Source organism: Neorhizobium fuzhouense (genome assembly GCF_042611105.1).
GTDB classification, from domain to species: Bacteria; Pseudomonadota; Alphaproteobacteria; order Rhizobiales; family Rhizobiaceae; genus Neorhizobium; species Neorhizobium galegae_A.
Genome location: NZ_JBHFFP010000016.1, coordinates 49137 through 66130 on the forward strand (window position 1 = coordinate 49137; position 16994 = coordinate 66130).

Consider the following 16994-nt stretch of genomic DNA (forward strand, 5'->3'; position numbering starts at 1 on the left):
GCAATCGTCGACGGGCACGTTAGGTTCGGGACGCGCCCGCTGCCCCGCGATTATGGCGCCAATGGTCTGTGACGATTAAGATACGACGCCTCGATAGCGCGCTTTTGCGACATCGACCGATGTGAATAAACTCGTAAGCATCCCCTTGACGTCAACTGTCAACAGATTGCAAGATGCTACCCATTCCACACAGCAAAGGTGCACGAGATGAAAGCTGCAGTACTCTGGGAAGCGGGCCAGCCGATGACGATCGAAAGCGTCGAAATCAGCAAACCCGGCAGGCGAGAGGTTCTGGTTCGTACCTCTTACGCAGGAGTTTGCCATTCGGACCTGCATTTCGCTGACGGCACCTACTCCTACCCGATGCCGATGATCCCGGGCCATGAATCGTCCGGCATTGTCGAAGCGGTTGGTGAAGATGTCACCTATGTGAAGAAGGGCGATCACGTCGTCACCTGCTTGTCCGTATTTTGCGGCACATGCCCGAACTGCGTGACAGGACGACCGAACATTTGCGAAAGCGTTGACGTGAAGCTGCCGCCGGGAAAGGCGGAGCGTTTGTGGCTGAACGGCAAGCTCGTCCACCAGTTCTCTAATCTCTCCTCTTTTGCCGAGCAGATGCTCGTGCATGAAAACGCCATCGTCAAGATCAACCGGGACGTCCCGCTGGACCGGGCAGCTCTTGTCGGCTGTGGCGTTCTGACTGGCGTTGGAGCTGTCATTCATGCCGCTCAGGTCAAGCCAGGTTCGACAGTTGCGGTGATCGGCTGCGGCGGGGTCGGCCTTTCGGTTGTCAGCGGGGCGATGCTGGCGGGCGCAGGCCGGATTATCGCTATCGACATGCTGGACAGCAAACTGGAATTGGCAAAGAAGCTCGGGGCAACCGATGTCATCAACGCATCCCAGGTTGATGCCGTAGCTGCCGTCATGGAGATGACCTCTGGGGGTGTGCCCTATGCGTTCGAAGCGTTGGGCTTGAAGAAGACCGCAGAACAGGCCTTTGCAATGCTTCGCATGGGCGGCACAGCCACCATTCTGGGAATGTTCAAGCCCGGCATGAAATTGGAATTCGAAGGCTCCATGTTTATCAAGGACCGCCGCATCCAGGGATCCTCAATGGGATCGAACCAGTTTCGCGTCGATATCCCCCACCTGCTTGAATATTACATGCAGGGCAGATTGAAGCTCGACCATCTCATCTCGGACAAGATCGAGCTTTCCCAGATCAACGAAGCCTTCGAAAACCTCCATACGGGCGCGCCCGTGCGCCAGATCATCGATATGACTGCTTGAGGTAAGGATAACCCGATGAACGTGCAATTACGCGCTCCAAGCCTAGCGACCACGCAATTCGTGGCGCGCAAGCATGCCATGATGATCGATGGGGAATGGAAACAAGCCATTTCGGGCCAGATATCGGATGTTTATGACCCTGGTACTGGCCGCATTATCGCGCAAGCGCCGAGTGGCTCTGCCGACGATGTCGATCTTGCTGTAAAAGCTGCCCGTCGCGCCTTTGAAAACCCGGCTTGGCGGGGGATGAAGCCGAACGAGCGCTCCAAGCTCTTATGGCGTTTGGCTGATCTGGTCGAGGCCAACGCGGACATACTCGCGGAAATAGAGACCCTGAATGTCGGACTGCCGCTGGCTGTCGCCAAGGCCGGCCATATCGGGTCGTCCGTCGATCTCTTGCGTTACACCGCAGGATGGCCGACAAAGCTGACCGGCGAAACAATTCCCGTTTCGGCCGCCGGTGAGTGGCACGCCTATACGCTTCGCGAGCCTGTCGGAGTCGTCGGTCAGATCGTCCCCTGGAATGGCCCGGTCATGATGGCGATATGGAAGATTGCACCGGCGCTCGCCGCCGGCTGCACCGTCATCCTGAAGCCTGCAGAGCAGACACCTCTCAGCGCCCTCCTCCTCGCCGAGCTTGCTTTGGAAGCGGGTTTTCCCAAAGGCGTCTTCAATGTCGTGACGGGCGGGGCCGCTGTCGGCTCGGCCATGGCGTCACATCTGGACATTGACAAGATCGCCTTCACGGGCTCGACAAACGTCGGCAGAGCCATCGTGACGGCGGCGGCCGCCAGCAATCTGAAGCGCGTTTCGCTCGAACTCGGCGGCAAGAGCCCGCAGATTATCTTTCCGGATGCCGATCTCGACGCAGCCATTCCGGGCGTTGCGACCGGCATCTTTTCCGGCGCAGGCCAGATCTGCACCGCCGGCTCTCGTGTCTATGCCCACAAAGATGTGTTCGACAGGATCGTCGAAGGCGTGGCTTCGGCCGCAGATGCATTGAAGGTTGGTTACGGCTTTAACGAGGGGACTCAGATGGGTCCGCTGATATCCTCGGCGCATCTTCAGCGCGTTTCTTCCATGACGGACCGCGGCGTTCGAGAAGGAGCCAATGTCATCACCGGTGGCACCCGGATCGGATCCGAAGGCTATTTCTATAAGCCGACGGTGCTTGCGAGCCTGAAGCCGGATATGAGCGTGGTAAAGGAAGAGATCTTCGGACCGGTTCTCAGTGTCCTGCGCTATGAAGACGATGATCTCGACAGGATCGCCGCAGAAGCCAATGGCAGCGTCTATGGCCTCGCCGCCAGCATCTGGACGCGCGATTTCAAGACCGCGCATAAGATGGCAGCGCGCGTCCGCGCGGGCACGATTGGCATTAACCGTCATTTCGTGGGCGATAGCGCCCTCCCCTTCGGCGGCTTCCGCCAATCCGGATGGGGGCGTGAACGCGGCAGAGAGGTATTTGACGCCTACCTGGAAACAAAGACCGTTGCGAGCCCGCTTTAGCATGACCCTCTCTGGATGATCCGAATGAAAAGCCGGGCGGAGACAATCCGCCCGGCTGAGTTGCCTTAGTGAGTTTCATTCTCCATGGTTTCAAGTTACTGCGCAAGGCCCAGCATCTCGAGATGAGCGGCAGAGGCCTGGATCTGGCTCTTGTCGCGGATCTCGATGATCAGGCGCGGGTTCGACGTGATGACCGAGAGGCGGGCAAAGAGCGCACGCCAGTTGACGGTGCCATGACCGAGCGGCCAGTGACGGTCAGCAAAACCGTCGGCATCCTGCAGATGGACATGCTGCAGCAGGTTGCTGGCATCATGGGCGAAGTAATCGACCGGGGCCGCACCGGTGGAACCATGCGCGTAATGTGCATGGCCGGTATCGATCGAAAGCGCAAAGGCCGGCGAGTTGAAGTCTTCAACGAGACGGCGACGATCGGCGGGGTCCTTGTCCTCGATATTTTCCAGCACGAAGACGCAGCCCTGGTTCTCGGCGCGCTTGACGGCGGCATCGAGCGTCTGGTGCGTCGCTTCCATCACGCGTTCGCGCTGCTCCGGCCAGTTGTCGAGATTGTTGTGCATCCAGGTCGTGTAAGGGCTGTGGATGACGATCTGGGTGATGTCGAGCGCGGCGGCTACGTCGAGCGCCTGCTCCATGCGGCGTGCCACGACGGCGCGGATATCCGGGTCGGCAGAGGCGACGTTGAGGCCCATGAAGGGGCCGTGCATGCCAAGCCGGCCCTGATGACCGTCGAGAAGATTTTTGGCGCGCTCCACCAGCGGCTGCCAGTCGCCGGAGAGAACCTCGGCCGGAACGAAATCCTGCAGTTCGAGATCGCGCGGCTTTTCCAGAAGCCAGTCGCGGTTCAGTTCAACGTCCTTCAACGTCATGGCGGCGCCTAGGATGGGCAGTTCAGACATGGGTCAGTCCTTGTGTTGTCGAGCAAACATGCTGCTTGGGGTGGGAAATCAGGAAAGGGTCGGGTCCAGCCGATCGCGCAGCCAGTCGCCGAGGAGGGAGACGCAAAGCGCCGTGACGGTGATGACGAAGGCCGGCGCAAGCATGATCCACGGCGCGGACGAGAGATATTCGCGTCCGAAACCGACCATGTTGCCGAGCGAGGTGTCCGGGGGCTGGATGCCGAGCCCGAGGAAGGAGAGCCCGCTTTCCAGCAGGATGATCTCCGGGAAGGCGAGCGTCATCGAGACGATCAGCGTGGAGGCGATATTGGGCAGGATATGCCGGCCATAGAGGCGCCAGGGCGAAGCGCCGAGTTGATGCACGGCCGCTGCGTAACCATGCATCTTGCCGCTGATCGCAAGACCGCGGGCGATGCGCGCATAGCGTTCCCAGGCATGGAAGCCCAGCAGGCAGACGAACAGCACCAGCGAATTGCCGAAGAAGGCGAGCACGGCGAGCGCCAGCACCAGGAAGGGAATGGCGGCGGAAAAATCTACCAGCGCCAGAACGGCTTGTTCGACGAGCCCGCGGAAATGCGCAGCAATGAAGCCGAGCGTCACCCCGATCACCGCGCCGATGATGGTGGCGCCGAAAGCAATCAGCAGGCTCATGCGGATCGAGGTGATGAGGCGCGACAGCACATCGCGGCCGAGTTCATCAGTGCCCAACACATGAGCCCAGCTGCCCCCCATGAAGACCGGCAGGCTCAGCCGGTTGCGCAGGTCCATCTGCGTGAAGCGGTAGGGCGAGATCAGGTCGGCGAATAGGGCAATCGCGAGCATCAGAACGAGCCACAGGATCGCGATCACGATCAGGATCGGCATGCGGTTCGTGCTTCCAAAGCGCGACAGAAACCGAGCCATCAGCGAGCCGCCGGTTGTGGCGGAAGAAGAGGTGGTATCGACCATCAGAGGGCTCCTTCAAGAATGATGCGGCAGACGAGCGAACGACATCATCATCGGCGTGCTCCCCTCGCCTGGCCCTGCATGCGCGGATCGACGAGACCGTAGAGCACGTCGACCACCATGTTCGCGGCCACCATGGTCATCGCGATCATCAGCACCACCGCCTGCACCACGGCGAGATCGCGATTGGCGACGGAGACCACCAGCAGGCGCCCGACACCCGGCCAGGAGAAAACGCTTTCCACCACGACGGCGCCCGCCACGAGGCCGCCCAGCATGAAGCCGATGATGGTGATGGTGGGGATCGCCGCATTCTGTAGCGCATGACGCCAGACCACTGCCGGCCAGGGCAGCCCCTTGGCGCTCGCCGTGCGGATATAGGACTGGCCGAGCACTTCCAGCATGGCGCTGCGGGTAAAGCGGGCCAGAAGTGCCGCGCCGCCGAAGCCCATGGTGGCAATCGGCAGGATGGCATTCAGCCAGCTGTCCTGACCGGCAGACGGCAGCCAGCCGAGATTGACGGAAAAGATCAGCACCAGCAGCATGGCGAGGATGAAGGAGGGCACGGCAAAGCCCGTCACCGCCATCACCATCACGCAGCGGTCGATCAGCGAATTGCGATGCAGCGCCGCATAGACGCCGGCCGGAATGCCGACCGCGATATTGAGGAGAAAGGCCGGCACCGTCAGCGCAAGCGTCGAGGGCACCCGCTCCAGCACCACGGCGACGACGTCGCGCCCGTCGCGCATCGAGCGCCCCAGTTCACCGCTGAACACAGCCTCGAAGAAGGCGAAATACTGGACCCACAACGGCTGATCGAGCCCCCAGGCCTTGCGAAAGGCATCGATAGCTTCCGGCGGTGCGTCCGCTCCCATGATCACCGTTGCCGGGTCGCCGGACATGCGCAGCACGACGAAGACGAAGGTGACGACCATCACGATGCTGACGGCAGCACGCAGCAGCCGGGAAAGAACGTAATGCAGCATCTCAGCAGGTCTCCAGCGAAGCGGGCGCGCGGGCGGGCGAGGCTTCCCCATGTGCCACATGGCAGGCGACGCGGCGTCCATCGCTGGTGCGCGGCTTCAGGTCCGGCGTTTCGATGCGGCAGGTGGCCGTGGCGACCGGACAGCGGGGATGGAAAGCGCAACCCGTCGGACGATTGGCCGGATTGGGCGGATCGCCCTGCAGGATCACGCGGCTTGCGGTCTTGCCGGGGTGCGGAATGGCCGAGACCAGCGCCTGTGTATAGGGGTGAGCTGGCTCATGCAGAACTGCATCCGGCTCCCCCTCCTCCACGATCCGGCCGAGATACATCACCGCGACCCGGTGGCTGATCTGGCGCACGGCGCGCAGATCGTGGCTGACGAACAGCATGCCCATGCCGGAGCGTTCCTGCAGGTCCATCAAAAGGTTGAGCACCAGCGCCTGGATCGACACGTCGAGCGCACTGATCGGCTCGTCGCAGACGAGAAGATCCGGATTGGTCACCAGCGCCCGGGCAATCACGGCGCGCTGGCGCTGGCCGCCGGACAGGGATTGCGGATGGCGTCCGGCATGATGCGGCTGCAGACCGACCTCGGCCATCACGGCGGCGACCCGCTGCTCGCGTTCGGCTGGCGTTCCGATGCGGTGAATATCAAGCGGCTCGGCGATCTGCGTGCCGATGGTCAAGCGCTTGTCCAGCGCTTGGAGCGGATCCTGATAGACCATCTGCATGCGGCGGCGTAAGGTGGCCCAGGCGGAAGTGCCGCTTCTGGGCATGGCAGCACCGTCAAAGCGCACGACACCTTCATCCGGCGGTTCGACGCCGAGCACCAGCCGCGCAGTCGTGGATTTGCCGCAGCCGGATTCGCCGACGAGACCCAGCGTCTCGCCGCGTGCGAGCTTGAGAGACACGCCGTCCACGGCGCGCACAGCCGTCGAGCGCCCCAAGAGCCCGCGGCGTATCATGTAGCTGCGGGCGAGATCGCGCGCGTCCAACAGGTCGGCCGTACCGCCCGTCATTGCATCGCCCTCTCGCGGATAAAGGCAGACCGATCGCGCACCAGGTGAATATCAGCCTGGTAGGGCTTGGCAAATATGCAGGCTGCGTTGTGTTCGTCGGCCATGGGCAGCGCCGTCGGATCAACGTCGGTGCACAATTCGGTAGACTGTCCGCAGCGCGGGGCAAAGGCGCATCCCTTCGGCATGCGTGCCGCCTCCGGCACGCTGCCGGGAATGGCGACCAGCCTCTGCCGCGGGCCGGTCAGCGGCGGCAGCGAGCCAAGAAGGCCCCGGGTGTAGGGATGGCTCGGATGGCTGAACATCCGCTCGCTCGGCGCCTCTTCCACGATGCGGCCGGCATACATGACGGCAATGCGCGAGCAGGTTTCCGAGACGACCCCGAGATCATGCGAGATCAGCACCATCGCCATGCCGGTGTCGCGGCGAAGCGTGGTCAACAGATCGAGGATCTGCGCCTGAATGGTGACATCGAGCGCCGTGGTCGGCTCGTCGGCCACCAGAAGCTCTGGCTTGCCGGCGAGCGCCATGGCAATCATCACCCGCTGGTTCTGACCTCCGGAAAGTTCATGCGGGTAGGCATTGAACCGGTTCTTCGCATCGGGAATACCGACCTGATCCATCAGGCGGATGACCTCGGCCATCGCCTGCTCGCCCTGCATGCGACGATGTAACGTCAGGGCCTCCCCGATCTGCCGCCCGATCCGGTGGACGGGATTGAGGCTTGCTGCCGGATCCTGGAAGATCATGGCAATCCGGCCGCCACGCACCGGCTCGAGCCGTGCCTTCGGCGCACCGAGGATATCCTTGCCATCCAGCCAGACGGAGCCGCGCACGGTGGCAGACGCCGGCAAGAGCCCAAGGGCCGCAAGCCAGGTCACCGATTTCCCGCAACCGGATTCTCCAACCAGCCCGACCGCCTCGCCGCGCTCGACGGACAGGTTGATGCCGCGAAGCGCCATCGATCGTCCAAACGCGACCGACAGGTTTTCGATCTCGATGAAGGCCATCAGCTCACGCGCTCCAGTTATGACGGCGGAAATCCATCACGAAGGACTGGGCGGGCGTCCACTTGATGTCGGCACGCTTGGCGGTGAAGGAGGCGTTGCGGTGCAGGACCACATAGGCCGGATCTTCGATCTCGATGATCTGCAGCATGCGGCGCCAGACCTGAATGCGGCGCGCCTTGTCCGTGCTGCTGCCGAGTTCCTGCGACAGCTTGCCGAATTCCTCGTTGCGCCACTGGTTGCTCTTCCAGGGCGAGCCGAGCGGGCCCCAAGAGCCGGACATCTGGACGTAAGGATCGGGCAGGCTGGCGGCAGCAGACCAGTCGTGAATGCCGCGGGTTTCCGGGCCGCCTTCCTGAATCTGGCCCCAGTTCTCCACCATCTGCAGCTTGATGTTAAGACCGACGGCGCGCCAGTTTTCCGTGTTGATCTGCGCGGTGGCCGTCTGGGCGGTATAATAGTCGTTCAGCACGCGGTAGGGGATCGGCTCGCCATTATAGCCGGCCTTGCGCAAGAGAGAACGCGCCTTGTCCGGATCATAGGCGGGGTTCTCGTGGTCGGTGATGTAGAAATCGCCGTAGAAGGACCACTGCAGGCCGCGCGGCACCTCGGTGCGCCCGCTCCACAGCGCTTCGACGATCAGGTTGCGGTCGACGGAATGGGTCAGCGCCTGGCGGATCAGCGGGTTGGCAAGCACCGGATGCGACTTGTTGAACACCGTGTAACGCGTGTTGTTGATCGGTCCGCCGACCACCTTGAAGCGCTTGTCGGCTTCAACGGTCGCAATCTGGTCCGGGGGGATATCGCAGGCGAAATCCGCACCGCCCGAGCGCAGCAGGTTGATGCGCGATGCCGTCTCCGGCGTTTCAACGAAACGGACCTGGCGTAGCGGCGGGCGGCCTTCCCAGTGATCGTCGAAGGCGGAAAGTGTCAGCACGGAATCCGGCTTGTAGTCCGTGATCACATAGGGACCCGTCGTGATCGGCTTGCGTGCCCAGTCCATCCAGCTCTTGGATTCCATGAAGGCGCGCTTGCTGACGATCATGCCGATGGCTGCCGAGAGGCGGCCTTCCAGAACCGGGTCGATCGAGGCATTGTGCATGCGGATCTTGTGCGGCCCGAGCACTTCGATGCGCTCGAAGGCCGGAAGGGCCTGGCGCGCCACGACCTTGACGTTATCCGGAACCTCGACCGTGCCGCCACCCCACATCCGCTCCGGACCATAGGAGAAGGCCACGTCTTCAGCGGTCATCACATCGCCATTGTGGAACTTGACGCCTTCGCGCAAATCCACATCCACCGTCTGATCGTCGACGCGCTTCCAGGACGTGGCAAGCTGCGGCTGCAGCGACATGTCGCCGATCCAGTTGTTGCCGATCAGCGTTTCGGCATAGCTTGTATAGATGCGGGTGCCGACATTCGACTGTTCCGTCAGCATCTCCAGCGTGTTGGAGTTGGAGATGCGCTGCACGGCAACAGTGACGGCCGGGCGATCACCGGACTGTGCGGCGGCAAACCGCGGCATGGCAAGGGCGGCCGTGGATGCGGCCGAGAGGGAAAGGAGATGGCGACGGGTGATTCCAGTCATTTTCTTGACCTTCTGAAAATGGCAAGCAAAAGGGACGAGCCGCAAGAACGCGGCAACCCGCGTCCGGCGTGTTCAAGCGTCGGCGACAAAGAGACGATGATGTTCGTTGTCCGGCGGGAAACGCACACGCCTCGTGTGCCCCGCCGCATGCAAATTTCTTAAGCGCTCATTGTGAAGTGCGCATGACAGCTGTAGGTACAGCTAGTGAAATTCAGGGGTTGGGGCAATTGATGGAGCCGCAGTGGTTCAGAGTCTATGAGGCCGTGAAGAAGGCCATTCTGGTGGGGGAATTGCAGGCCGGTGGCAAGGTGCCGCCTGAATTCGATCTGTCGGAAGAATATGGCGTCAGCCGCAACACGGTTCGGCGCGCCTATCTGGCGCTGTCGCAGGAGGGCCTGATCCGCAGCGTGAACGGGCGCGGCTCCTTCGTGATGCAAAGAGGAATGACCTATGAGGTGGAGGCCACCTCGCGCTTTCGCGACGTGCTGGACCGGCAGGGCGTGCGCTCCACCGTGAAGCTTCTGGACAGCGAGTACACGAAAGCCGACGAAGAGATCGCCCGCATCCTGAAGGTTGAACCCGGGCACCCGCTCCTGCGGGCCACCGATCTGATCCTGGGCGACGACGTGCCGTTCATCCTGACGATTCGCCACATTCGTGCGGATCTGATCGAGGATCTCGAGCGAAAGCTGAAAGAGGCCAACTCGCTGACGCTGGTCGCACGCCGCGAGGGTCTCGGGCAATTGCGACGTGTCTCGACCACCGTCGAAGCGCGGCTGCCGACGGAGCGCGAGGCAAGCCTGTTGCAGAGCCCCGCCAATGCACCGGTGCTGCTGGTGCACTCGGCGGGGGGGATCGACAACGGCGTTCTGCTCGAATGCCAGAAGGCCGTCATGAACAGCCAGCGCATCCGGCTGTCTTTTCGAAGTGGCGAGCAGGGATAAACAGAGCGCAACTGGGCTCGTGTCGCTTGAGGACCAATCGACATTCAGCGTCACCAGGTTGTCGGGACTGCGAGGTTGACGAATCCCTCGCAGTGAATGGTCCTGCGGTCGTAGCGGATGCCCAAGCGGCGGACGTACTTCATTCGGTTGAAGCGCCGCTCGATGCGATTGGGATGTCTGTAGATGACGAATGATCGACCACCACCCGGCAATGTCGCCGCCGATCAACCAGTGCGCCGGCCCGGCGACTGTCGGGGAAGTCAACATTCGTTTGACATTCGTTTAAATTTCGCTTCTCATGCTATTAGTTTCGCGTCTACACAGAACTATCGCACGGAGGGGTAATGAGCGTGCATCTGTGCCGGGACGCTGAACGGTTACTCGCAGGCGGTTACGGTGCCTCAAGCTCTGGATGGGCAAGGGATCTGGAGAAGCGAATTTTGCCCGGCACCCCCATTCGGTAAGTGCCAGGCGGTTATCTAAATTGAAAGCGGTATGTCGCCGGGTTGGGAGGCCTGACGCATATGTTGGAATTACGCAGTCTTTCGAAGGTTGTCGCGGGGGATACGCATATCCACCCGACGACATTGACGCTGCAGCGCGGTTCGCTGAATGTGCTGCTGGGGCCGACGCTGTCAGGCAAGACGTCTCTGATGCGGTTGATGGCAGGTCTGGACAAGCCCACGTCCGGCCAATTGTATTTCGACGGCAAGGATGTGACCGGCGTTCGGGTGCAGGACCGCTCCGTCGCCATGGTCTACCAGCAATTCATCAACTACCCGGCGCTCACCGTTTACGAGAACATCGCCTCTCCTTTGCGCATACGGAAGTTGAACAATCAGGAGGTCGACCGGCAGGTGCGTCGGGCGGCCGACCTTTTGAAGCTCACACCTTATCTGGAGCGAACGCCGCTCAACCTTTCAGGCGGGCAGCAGCAGCGCACCGCGCTTGCCCGCGCGATCGTCAAGCAGGCAAGCCTCGTGCTGCTGGATGAACCCTTGGCCAATCTCGATTACAAGCTGCGTGAGGAACTGCGCGAGGAGCTCCCGAAGATCTTTGCCGAGTCCGGCGCCATCTTCGTTTATGCAACAACCGAACCGTCCGAAGCCCTGCTGCTCGGCGGCAATACGGCGACCCTGTCGGAAGGCCGCATTACCCAGTTCGGCCCGACGATTGAGGTCTATCGTCGCCCGCAAGATCTGAAGACGGCGAGAACCTTCGCCGATCCCCCGCTCAACACGGTGGAGGCGGAGCGCCGGGGTGAGGATTTCCTCATCATGAGCGGTCAGAGCATCACTGTTCCCACTCATCTTGCCAATGTGCCGCAGGGGCCAGTGACGCTCGCCTTCCAGCCGCACCACCTTTCCCCTTCTGGCGACCGCGCAGACGCAAGCGCTCTTAAAGTCCGCTCGATGATTTCGGAAATTTCGGGATCGGAAAGTTTCGTTCATCTCGACATCGGCGAGTCCCGCTGGGTCATGCTCGCTCATGGCATTCATGAGGTGGAGGCAGATCAGCAGGTTACCGTCTATCTCGACAGACGGCATTTGATGGCCTTCGACGCTGCAGGCCGCACCCTCGGCAGGGAGGCGTGAATGGCACGCATTTCACTCGATCATCTTCGCCACGCCTATGGCCCGAAGGGGCTCGCAAACCCGGTCTATGCCCTGAAGGAGGTTCATCACGATTTCGAAGACGGCGGCGCTTACGCCCTGCTCGGCCCTTCCGGTTGCGGCAAGACCACGCTTCTCAACATCATTTCCGGCCTTTTGCAGCCGTCCGAGGGCCGCATCCTGTTCGGCGAAACGGATGTCACCAACCTGCCGACGGAAGCGCGCAACATCGCGCAGGTCTTCCAGTTCCCGGTCGTCTACGACACGATGACCGTCTATGACAACCTCGCTTTTCCGCTCAGAAATCGCCATGTGCCGGATGCGGAAATCGATGCCCGCGTGCGTGCGATCCTCAAAATGATCGATCTGGAGAGCTGGGCGAACCGCAAGGCCCGCGGCCTCACAGCCGACCAGAAGCAGAAGATCTCACTCGGCCGCGGCCTCGTGCGGTCCGATGTCAATGCGATCCTGTTCGACGAACCGCTGACCGTCATCGATCCGCATATGAAGTGGGTGCTGCGCACGCAGCTGAAGCAGCTTCACCGTCAATTCGGTTTCACCATGGTCTATGTCACGCATGATCAGACGGAGGCGCTGACTTTTGCCGACAAGGTGGTGGTGATGTATGATGGCCAGATCGTTCAGATCGGCACGCCGGCGGAATTGTTCGACCGGCCCAAGCACACCTTTGTGGGCTATTTCATCGGCTCTCCGGGGATGAATGTGCTGGCCGCAGGCCTGGACGGTTCGGAAGCCGTCATTGGCGACATGCGCATCGCCCTGCCGGGTATGCCGGTGCTTGCGGGCGCCATGAGAACAGAACTCGGCATCCGCCCTGAATTCCTGTCGCTCGCTCGCGAGGGGCTGCCCGTTACCATTCGCAAGGTGGAGGATATTGGCCGGCAGAAGATTGTCCGAGCTTCGTTCTCCGGTCAGCCGATTTCGCTGGTGCTGCGGGAAGATCAGGAAATACCGGCGGACGCAATGCTGCGTTTCGACCCCGCCGCAATCCATATCTATGCCGATAGCTGGCGGGTGGATTACGCCATGAGCGGGAGGGCGTGACCCATGGACAAGACCTGGAACAACAAGGCCTGGTTTCTCGTGCTGCCGGTGCTGCTGCTCGTGGCGTTTTCCGCAGTTATACCGCTGATGACCGTGGTGAACTATTCGGTTCAGGATACCTTCGGAAATAACGAATTCTTCTGGGCAGGCACCGATTGGTTTACGCAGACGCTCCATTCGGATCGCTTCTGGGCCGCCCTCTGGCGCAACCTCGTCTTCTCGATGATTATCCTGGCAATCGAGATTCCGCTCGGTATCTTCATCGCGCTCAACATGCCGAAAAAGGGCCTTGGCGTGCCGGTGTGCCTGGTGCTGATGGCGCTGCCCCTGCTCATTCCATGGAATGTGGTCGGCACAATCTGGCAGGTATTCGGGCGCGTCGATATCGGCCTGCTCGGCCACACGCTGGCAGCCATGGGCATTGATTACAACTACGTTCAGAATGCCACCCATGCCTGGATTACCATCATCGTGATGGACGTCTGGCACTGGACGAGCCTCGTCGTGTTGCTGTGCTATGCCGGTCTCGTCTCCATTCCGGATGCCTATTATCAGGCTGCCCGCATCGATGGCGCGTCGCGCTTCTCGGTCTTTCGATACATCCAACTGCCGAAGATGAAGCGGGTGCTGTTGATTGCCGTCCTGCTGCGCTTCATGGACAGCTTCATGATCTATACCGAGCCCTTCGTGGTGACGGGCGGCGGTCCAGGCAATGCCACGACCTTCCTCTCCATCGATCTGGTGAAGATGGCAGTGGGCCAGTTCGACCTCGGACCTGCTGCGGCCATGTCGATCATCTACTTCCTGATCATCCTTTTGCTCTCCTGGGTCTTCTACACCGTGATGACAAAGAGCGACGCTGCCGATACCGGCGTGCCGAAGGGAGAATGAGCCATGCATGAGACCCGCTCGCTTCGCTCCGGCCTGATCCTGACACTTTATATCGTCTTCCTGCTGTTGCCGATCTACTGGCTCGTCAACATGAGCTTCAAGGAAAACAGCGAGATCGTCGGGGCGTTTTCGCTCTGGCCGACACAACCGACGCTGCGCAATTACAGCGTCATTTTTTCCGATCCGTCCTGGTATGGTGGCTATATCAACTCCATCACCTATGTGGCGATGAACACGGTGATATCCGTGCTGGCGGCCCTCCCCGCAGCCTACGCCTTTTCGCGCTATCGGTTTCTGGGCGACAGCCATCTGTTCTTCTGGCTGCTGACCAACCGCATGGCACCGCCGGCCGTGTTCGCCCTGCCCTTCTTCCAGCTCTACTCCGCCTTCGGCCTGATCGACACGCATATTGCGGTGGCCATTGCGCATTGCCTGTTCAACGTGCCGCTCGCGGTGTGGATCCTGGAAGGCTTCATGTCCGGGGTGCCGAAGGAAATCGATGAGACCGCCTATATCGACGGCTATTCCTTTCCGAAGTTCTTCGTGAAGATCTTCATGCCGCTGATCGCCTCCGGCATCGGGGTGGCGGCCTTCTTCTGCTTCATGTTCTCGTGGGTGGAACTGCTGATCGCGCGGACGCTGACGACGACAGATGCCAAGCCGATCGCCGCGACGATGACGCGCACGGTTTCCGCCTCCGGGATGGACTGGGGCGTGCTGGCGGCAGCCGGCGTGCTGACCATCATCCCAGGCGCCCTCGTCATATATTTCGTCCGCAACTACATCGCCAAGGGCTTTGCCCTCGGTCGCGTGTGAGAGGAGGTTCCGATGGACTTTTCCTGGATGGCCTGGACGCTGCCGACGGCGCTCTTCTTCATCGTAATTTTCTGCCTGATCGCCGCCATGGGCGTTTGGGAAATTGTTAGGCCGGGCGGCAGCCCGCGAGTGGGTATCCTGCGCTTTGAGACGACGCGTGGCGACCGCCTGTTCATCTCGCTGCTGGGATCTGCCTTCATTCATCTTGCCTGGCTCGGCCTTGGGGGGCCGAACCTATGGTGGGCTCTTGCCCTGTCCGTGGTCTACGCCATCGGCGTATTCCGCTTCGTCTAGGGCCGGATTGCCGGTGCAGGCGGCGGGAGGCTGCCTGTTCCGGATTGGACGGAAACTGCATTCGCAAACTTCGGGAGGATGACTATGCGAAAGCAACTTTTGACCACGACCGCAGCCTTGCTGCTGGCAACCAGCGGCGCGGCATTTGCCGACATGAACGCCGCCAAGTCCTTCCTGGACAAGGAGATCAAGGACATGTCCGTCCTCGATCGTGCCGCCCAGGAGAAGGAAATGCAGTGGTTCATCGATGCGGCAAAACCCTTTGCCGGCATGGACATCAAGGTGGTCTCGGAAACGATTACCACCCATGAATACGAATCCAAGGTGCTGGCACCCGCCTTCACCGCGATCACCGGCATCAAGATCACGCATGACCTGATCGGCGAAGGCGACGTCGTCGAAAAGCTGCAGACGCAGATGCAGTCCAAGGAGAATATCTATGACGCTTACGTCAATGACTCCGACCTTATCGGAACCCATTGGCGTTACAAGCAGGTCCGCAACCTGACGGATTGGATGGCGAACGAAGGCAAGGCGGTCACCAATCCGAACCTCGATATCAACGACTTCATCGGCAAGTCCTTCACCACCGCGCCGGACGGAAAGCTCTACCAGCTGCCGACTCAGCAATTCGCCAACCTTTATTTCTTCCGCTACGACTGGTTCAACGACGCGAAGAACAAAGCCGATTTCAAGGCAAAATACGGCTATGATCTCGGCGTGCCGGTCAACTGGTCGGCCTATGAGGATATCGCCGAGTTCTTCACCGGCCGCGAGATCGGTGGCAAAAAGGTCTATGGACACATGGACTACGGCAAGAAGGACCCTTCACTCGGATGGCGCTTCACCGATGCCTGGCTTTCGATGGCCGGCAATGGCGACAAGGGCATTCCGAACGGCCTGCCGGTCGATGAATGGGGTATCAAGGTTGATGAAAAGTCACGCCCTGTTGGCTCTTGCGTCGCGCGCGGTGGCGACACCAATGGCCCGGCTGCGGTCTACTCCATAGAAAAGTATCTCGACTGGATGAAGAAATACGCGCCTCCGGCTGCCCAAGGCATGACCTTCTCGGAATCCGGGCCGGTGCCGTCCCAGGGCGAAATCGCCCAGCAGATGTTCACATACACCGCCTTTACCGCGGATTTCGTGAAGCCGGGCCTGCCCGTCGTTAACGAGGACGGCACTCCCAAGTGGCGTTTTGCTCCAAGCCCGCATGGCGTTTACTGGAAGGACGGAATGAAGCTCGGTTATCAGGACGCCGGTTCCTGGACGCTGATGAAGTCCACGCCGGAGGACCGCGCCAAGGCGGCTTGGCTTTATGCCCAGTTCGTCACGTCGAAGACCGTGGATGTCAAGAAGAGCCATGTCGGCCTGACCTTCATTCGTCAGTCCACCCTTGATCACAAGTCGTTCACCGAACGTGCGCCGAAACTTGGCGGTCTGGTCGAGTTCTACCGCTCGCCGGCGCGTCTGCAGTGGTCGCCGACCGGCACCAACGTCCCCGATTATCCGAAGCTCGCCCAGCTGTGGTGGCAGGCGATTGGTGATGCATCCTCCGGTGCGAAGACCGCGCAGGCAGCGATGGATTCGCTGTGCGCCGAACAGGAGAAGGTGCTGCAGCGTCTGGAACGTGCGGGCGTGCAGGGCGATATCGGCCCGAAACTCGCCGAAGAGCACGATCTTGCTTACTGGAACAAGGATGCCGTGGCCAAGGGTCACCTTGCTCCGCAGCTGAAGATCGCCAACGAGAAGGAAAAGCCGGTCACCGTCAATTACGACGAACTGGTGAAGAGCTGGCAGAAGAAATAACGCTCTGCCCCCAAAAAAAGGCCGAGCCGCCCCTTGCCGGGCGGCTCGGAGGCTGCCTCGACAAGAGGGGGATCACATCGGAAACGTAAACCAAACGGGTTGTGGAATCCGCTGAGCGATAACCGGGTATGACAGATAGGAATTCCCTCTTCCGTCGGCATCGCTAAGGTCATTAATCACGCTGTGTAGCTCTATTTCCCTCTTAATCTGAGAATGGTGGATGACCTGCTAAAGCGTGTCGCGGCAAACGGGATTCAGGATTCCGGTTTTGCTTGATCTGTGCTTGACTGTGCCCATGGAAGGAG

At 60.9% G+C, this 16994-nt stretch carries 15 protein-coding genes; 9 read left to right on the plus strand and 6 right to left on the minus strand.

Annotated features, from left to right (window positions below):
- Positions 1-207 precede the first annotated feature (207 nt).
- Both ACEXP3_RS22600 and ACEXP3_RS22605 read left to right on the plus strand, forming a co-directional pair.
- Positions 208-1293, plus strand: coding sequence for a Zn-dependent alcohol dehydrogenase (locus ACEXP3_RS22600; protein ID WP_377299463.1), 1086 nt, complete (start codon positions 208-210; stop codon positions 1291-1293).
- A 78-nt stretch (positions 1294-1371) separates the two neighbouring features.
- Positions 1372-2802: an aldehyde dehydrogenase family protein gene (locus tag ACEXP3_RS22605; RefSeq protein WP_377299464.1), complete on the plus strand. Its 1431-nt coding sequence runs from the start codon at positions 1372-1374 to the stop codon at positions 2800-2802.
- A gap of 95 nt (positions 2803-2897) precedes the next feature.
- Here the strand turns inward: ACEXP3_RS22605 and ACEXP3_RS22610 are convergent, their stop codons facing one another.
- The 6 genes from ACEXP3_RS22610 to ACEXP3_RS22635 all read right to left on the minus strand — a co-directional run bounded on the left by ACEXP3_RS22610 (position 2898) and on the right by ACEXP3_RS22635 (position 9257).
- Positions 2898-3716, minus strand: a complete 819-nt coding sequence (locus ACEXP3_RS22610) for a sugar phosphate isomerase/epimerase family protein (RefSeq protein WP_377299465.1) — start codon at positions 3714-3716, stop codon at positions 2898-2900.
- Between the two features lie 48 nt (positions 3717-3764).
- The gene (locus ACEXP3_RS22615) at positions 3765-4580 is read right to left on the minus strand and encodes an ABC transporter permease (RefSeq protein WP_377299478.1); all 816 of its coding nucleotides are present in this window, start codon (positions 4578-4580) and stop codon (positions 3765-3767) included.
- A 131-nt stretch (positions 4581-4711) separates the two neighbouring features.
- On the minus strand, positions 4712-5647 hold the full coding sequence (locus ACEXP3_RS22620; protein WP_377299466.1) for an ABC transporter permease: 936 nt from the start codon (positions 5645-5647) through the stop codon (positions 4712-4714).
- A 1-nt stretch (position 5648) separates the two neighbouring features.
- Complete coding sequence (locus tag ACEXP3_RS22625) at positions 5649-6665, minus strand: ABC transporter ATP-binding protein (protein WP_377299467.1); 1017 nt, start codon at positions 6663-6665, stop codon at positions 5649-5651.
- Entirely contained in the window at positions 6662-7672 is a 1011-nt protein-coding gene (locus ACEXP3_RS22630; protein ID WP_377299468.1) for an ABC transporter ATP-binding protein, read from the minus strand. Before ACEXP3_RS22630 ends, ACEXP3_RS22625 begins: the two co-directional genes overlap by 4 nt.
- Positions 7673-7676: 4 nt before the next feature.
- Positions 7677-9257, minus strand: coding sequence for an ABC transporter substrate-binding protein (locus ACEXP3_RS22635; protein WP_377299469.1), 1581 nt, complete (start codon positions 9255-9257; stop codon positions 7677-7679).
- 182 nt (positions 9258-9439) lie between these two features.
- Here ACEXP3_RS22635 and ACEXP3_RS22640 point away from each other — a divergent pair, with 182 nt between their 5' ends.
- The 7 genes from ACEXP3_RS22640 to ACEXP3_RS22670 all read left to right on the plus strand — a co-directional run bounded on the left by ACEXP3_RS22640 (position 9440) and on the right by ACEXP3_RS22670 (position 16689).
- Entirely contained in the window at positions 9440-10201 is a 762-nt protein-coding gene (locus tag ACEXP3_RS22640; protein ID WP_377299470.1) for a GntR family transcriptional regulator, read from the plus strand.
- 524 nt (positions 10202-10725) lie between these two features.
- Complete coding sequence (locus tag ACEXP3_RS22645; RefSeq protein WP_377299471.1) at positions 10726-11796, plus strand: ABC transporter ATP-binding protein; 1071 nt, start codon at positions 10726-10728, stop codon at positions 11794-11796.
- Positions 11797-12879: an ABC transporter ATP-binding protein gene (locus ACEXP3_RS22650; protein ID WP_377299472.1), complete on the plus strand. Its 1083-nt coding sequence runs from the start codon at positions 11797-11799 to the stop codon at positions 12877-12879.
- Between the two features lie 3 nt (positions 12880-12882).
- The gene (locus tag ACEXP3_RS22655; RefSeq protein ID WP_377299473.1) at positions 12883-13770 is read left to right on the plus strand and encodes a carbohydrate ABC transporter permease; all 888 of its coding nucleotides are present in this window, start codon (positions 12883-12885) and stop codon (positions 13768-13770) included.
- A 3-nt stretch (positions 13771-13773) separates the two neighbouring features.
- Positions 13774-14586 (plus strand): carbohydrate ABC transporter permease, encoded by an 813-nt coding sequence (locus ACEXP3_RS22660; RefSeq protein WP_210106923.1) that lies wholly within the window; start codon positions 13774-13776, stop codon positions 14584-14586.
- Positions 14587-14598: 12 nt separating this feature from the next.
- Positions 14599-14880 carry a DUF2160 domain-containing protein gene (locus ACEXP3_RS22665; RefSeq protein WP_377299474.1) on the plus strand — a complete coding sequence of 94 codons (282 nt, stop codon included), beginning with the start codon at positions 14599-14601 and terminating at the stop codon, positions 14878-14880.
- 84 nt (positions 14881-14964) lie between these two features.
- A complete protein-coding gene (locus ACEXP3_RS22670; protein ID WP_377299475.1) occupies positions 14965-16689 on the plus strand; it encodes an ABC transporter substrate-binding protein in 1725 nt (574 codons plus the stop codon).
- The last annotated feature ends 305 nt before the right edge of the window (positions 16690-16994 follow it).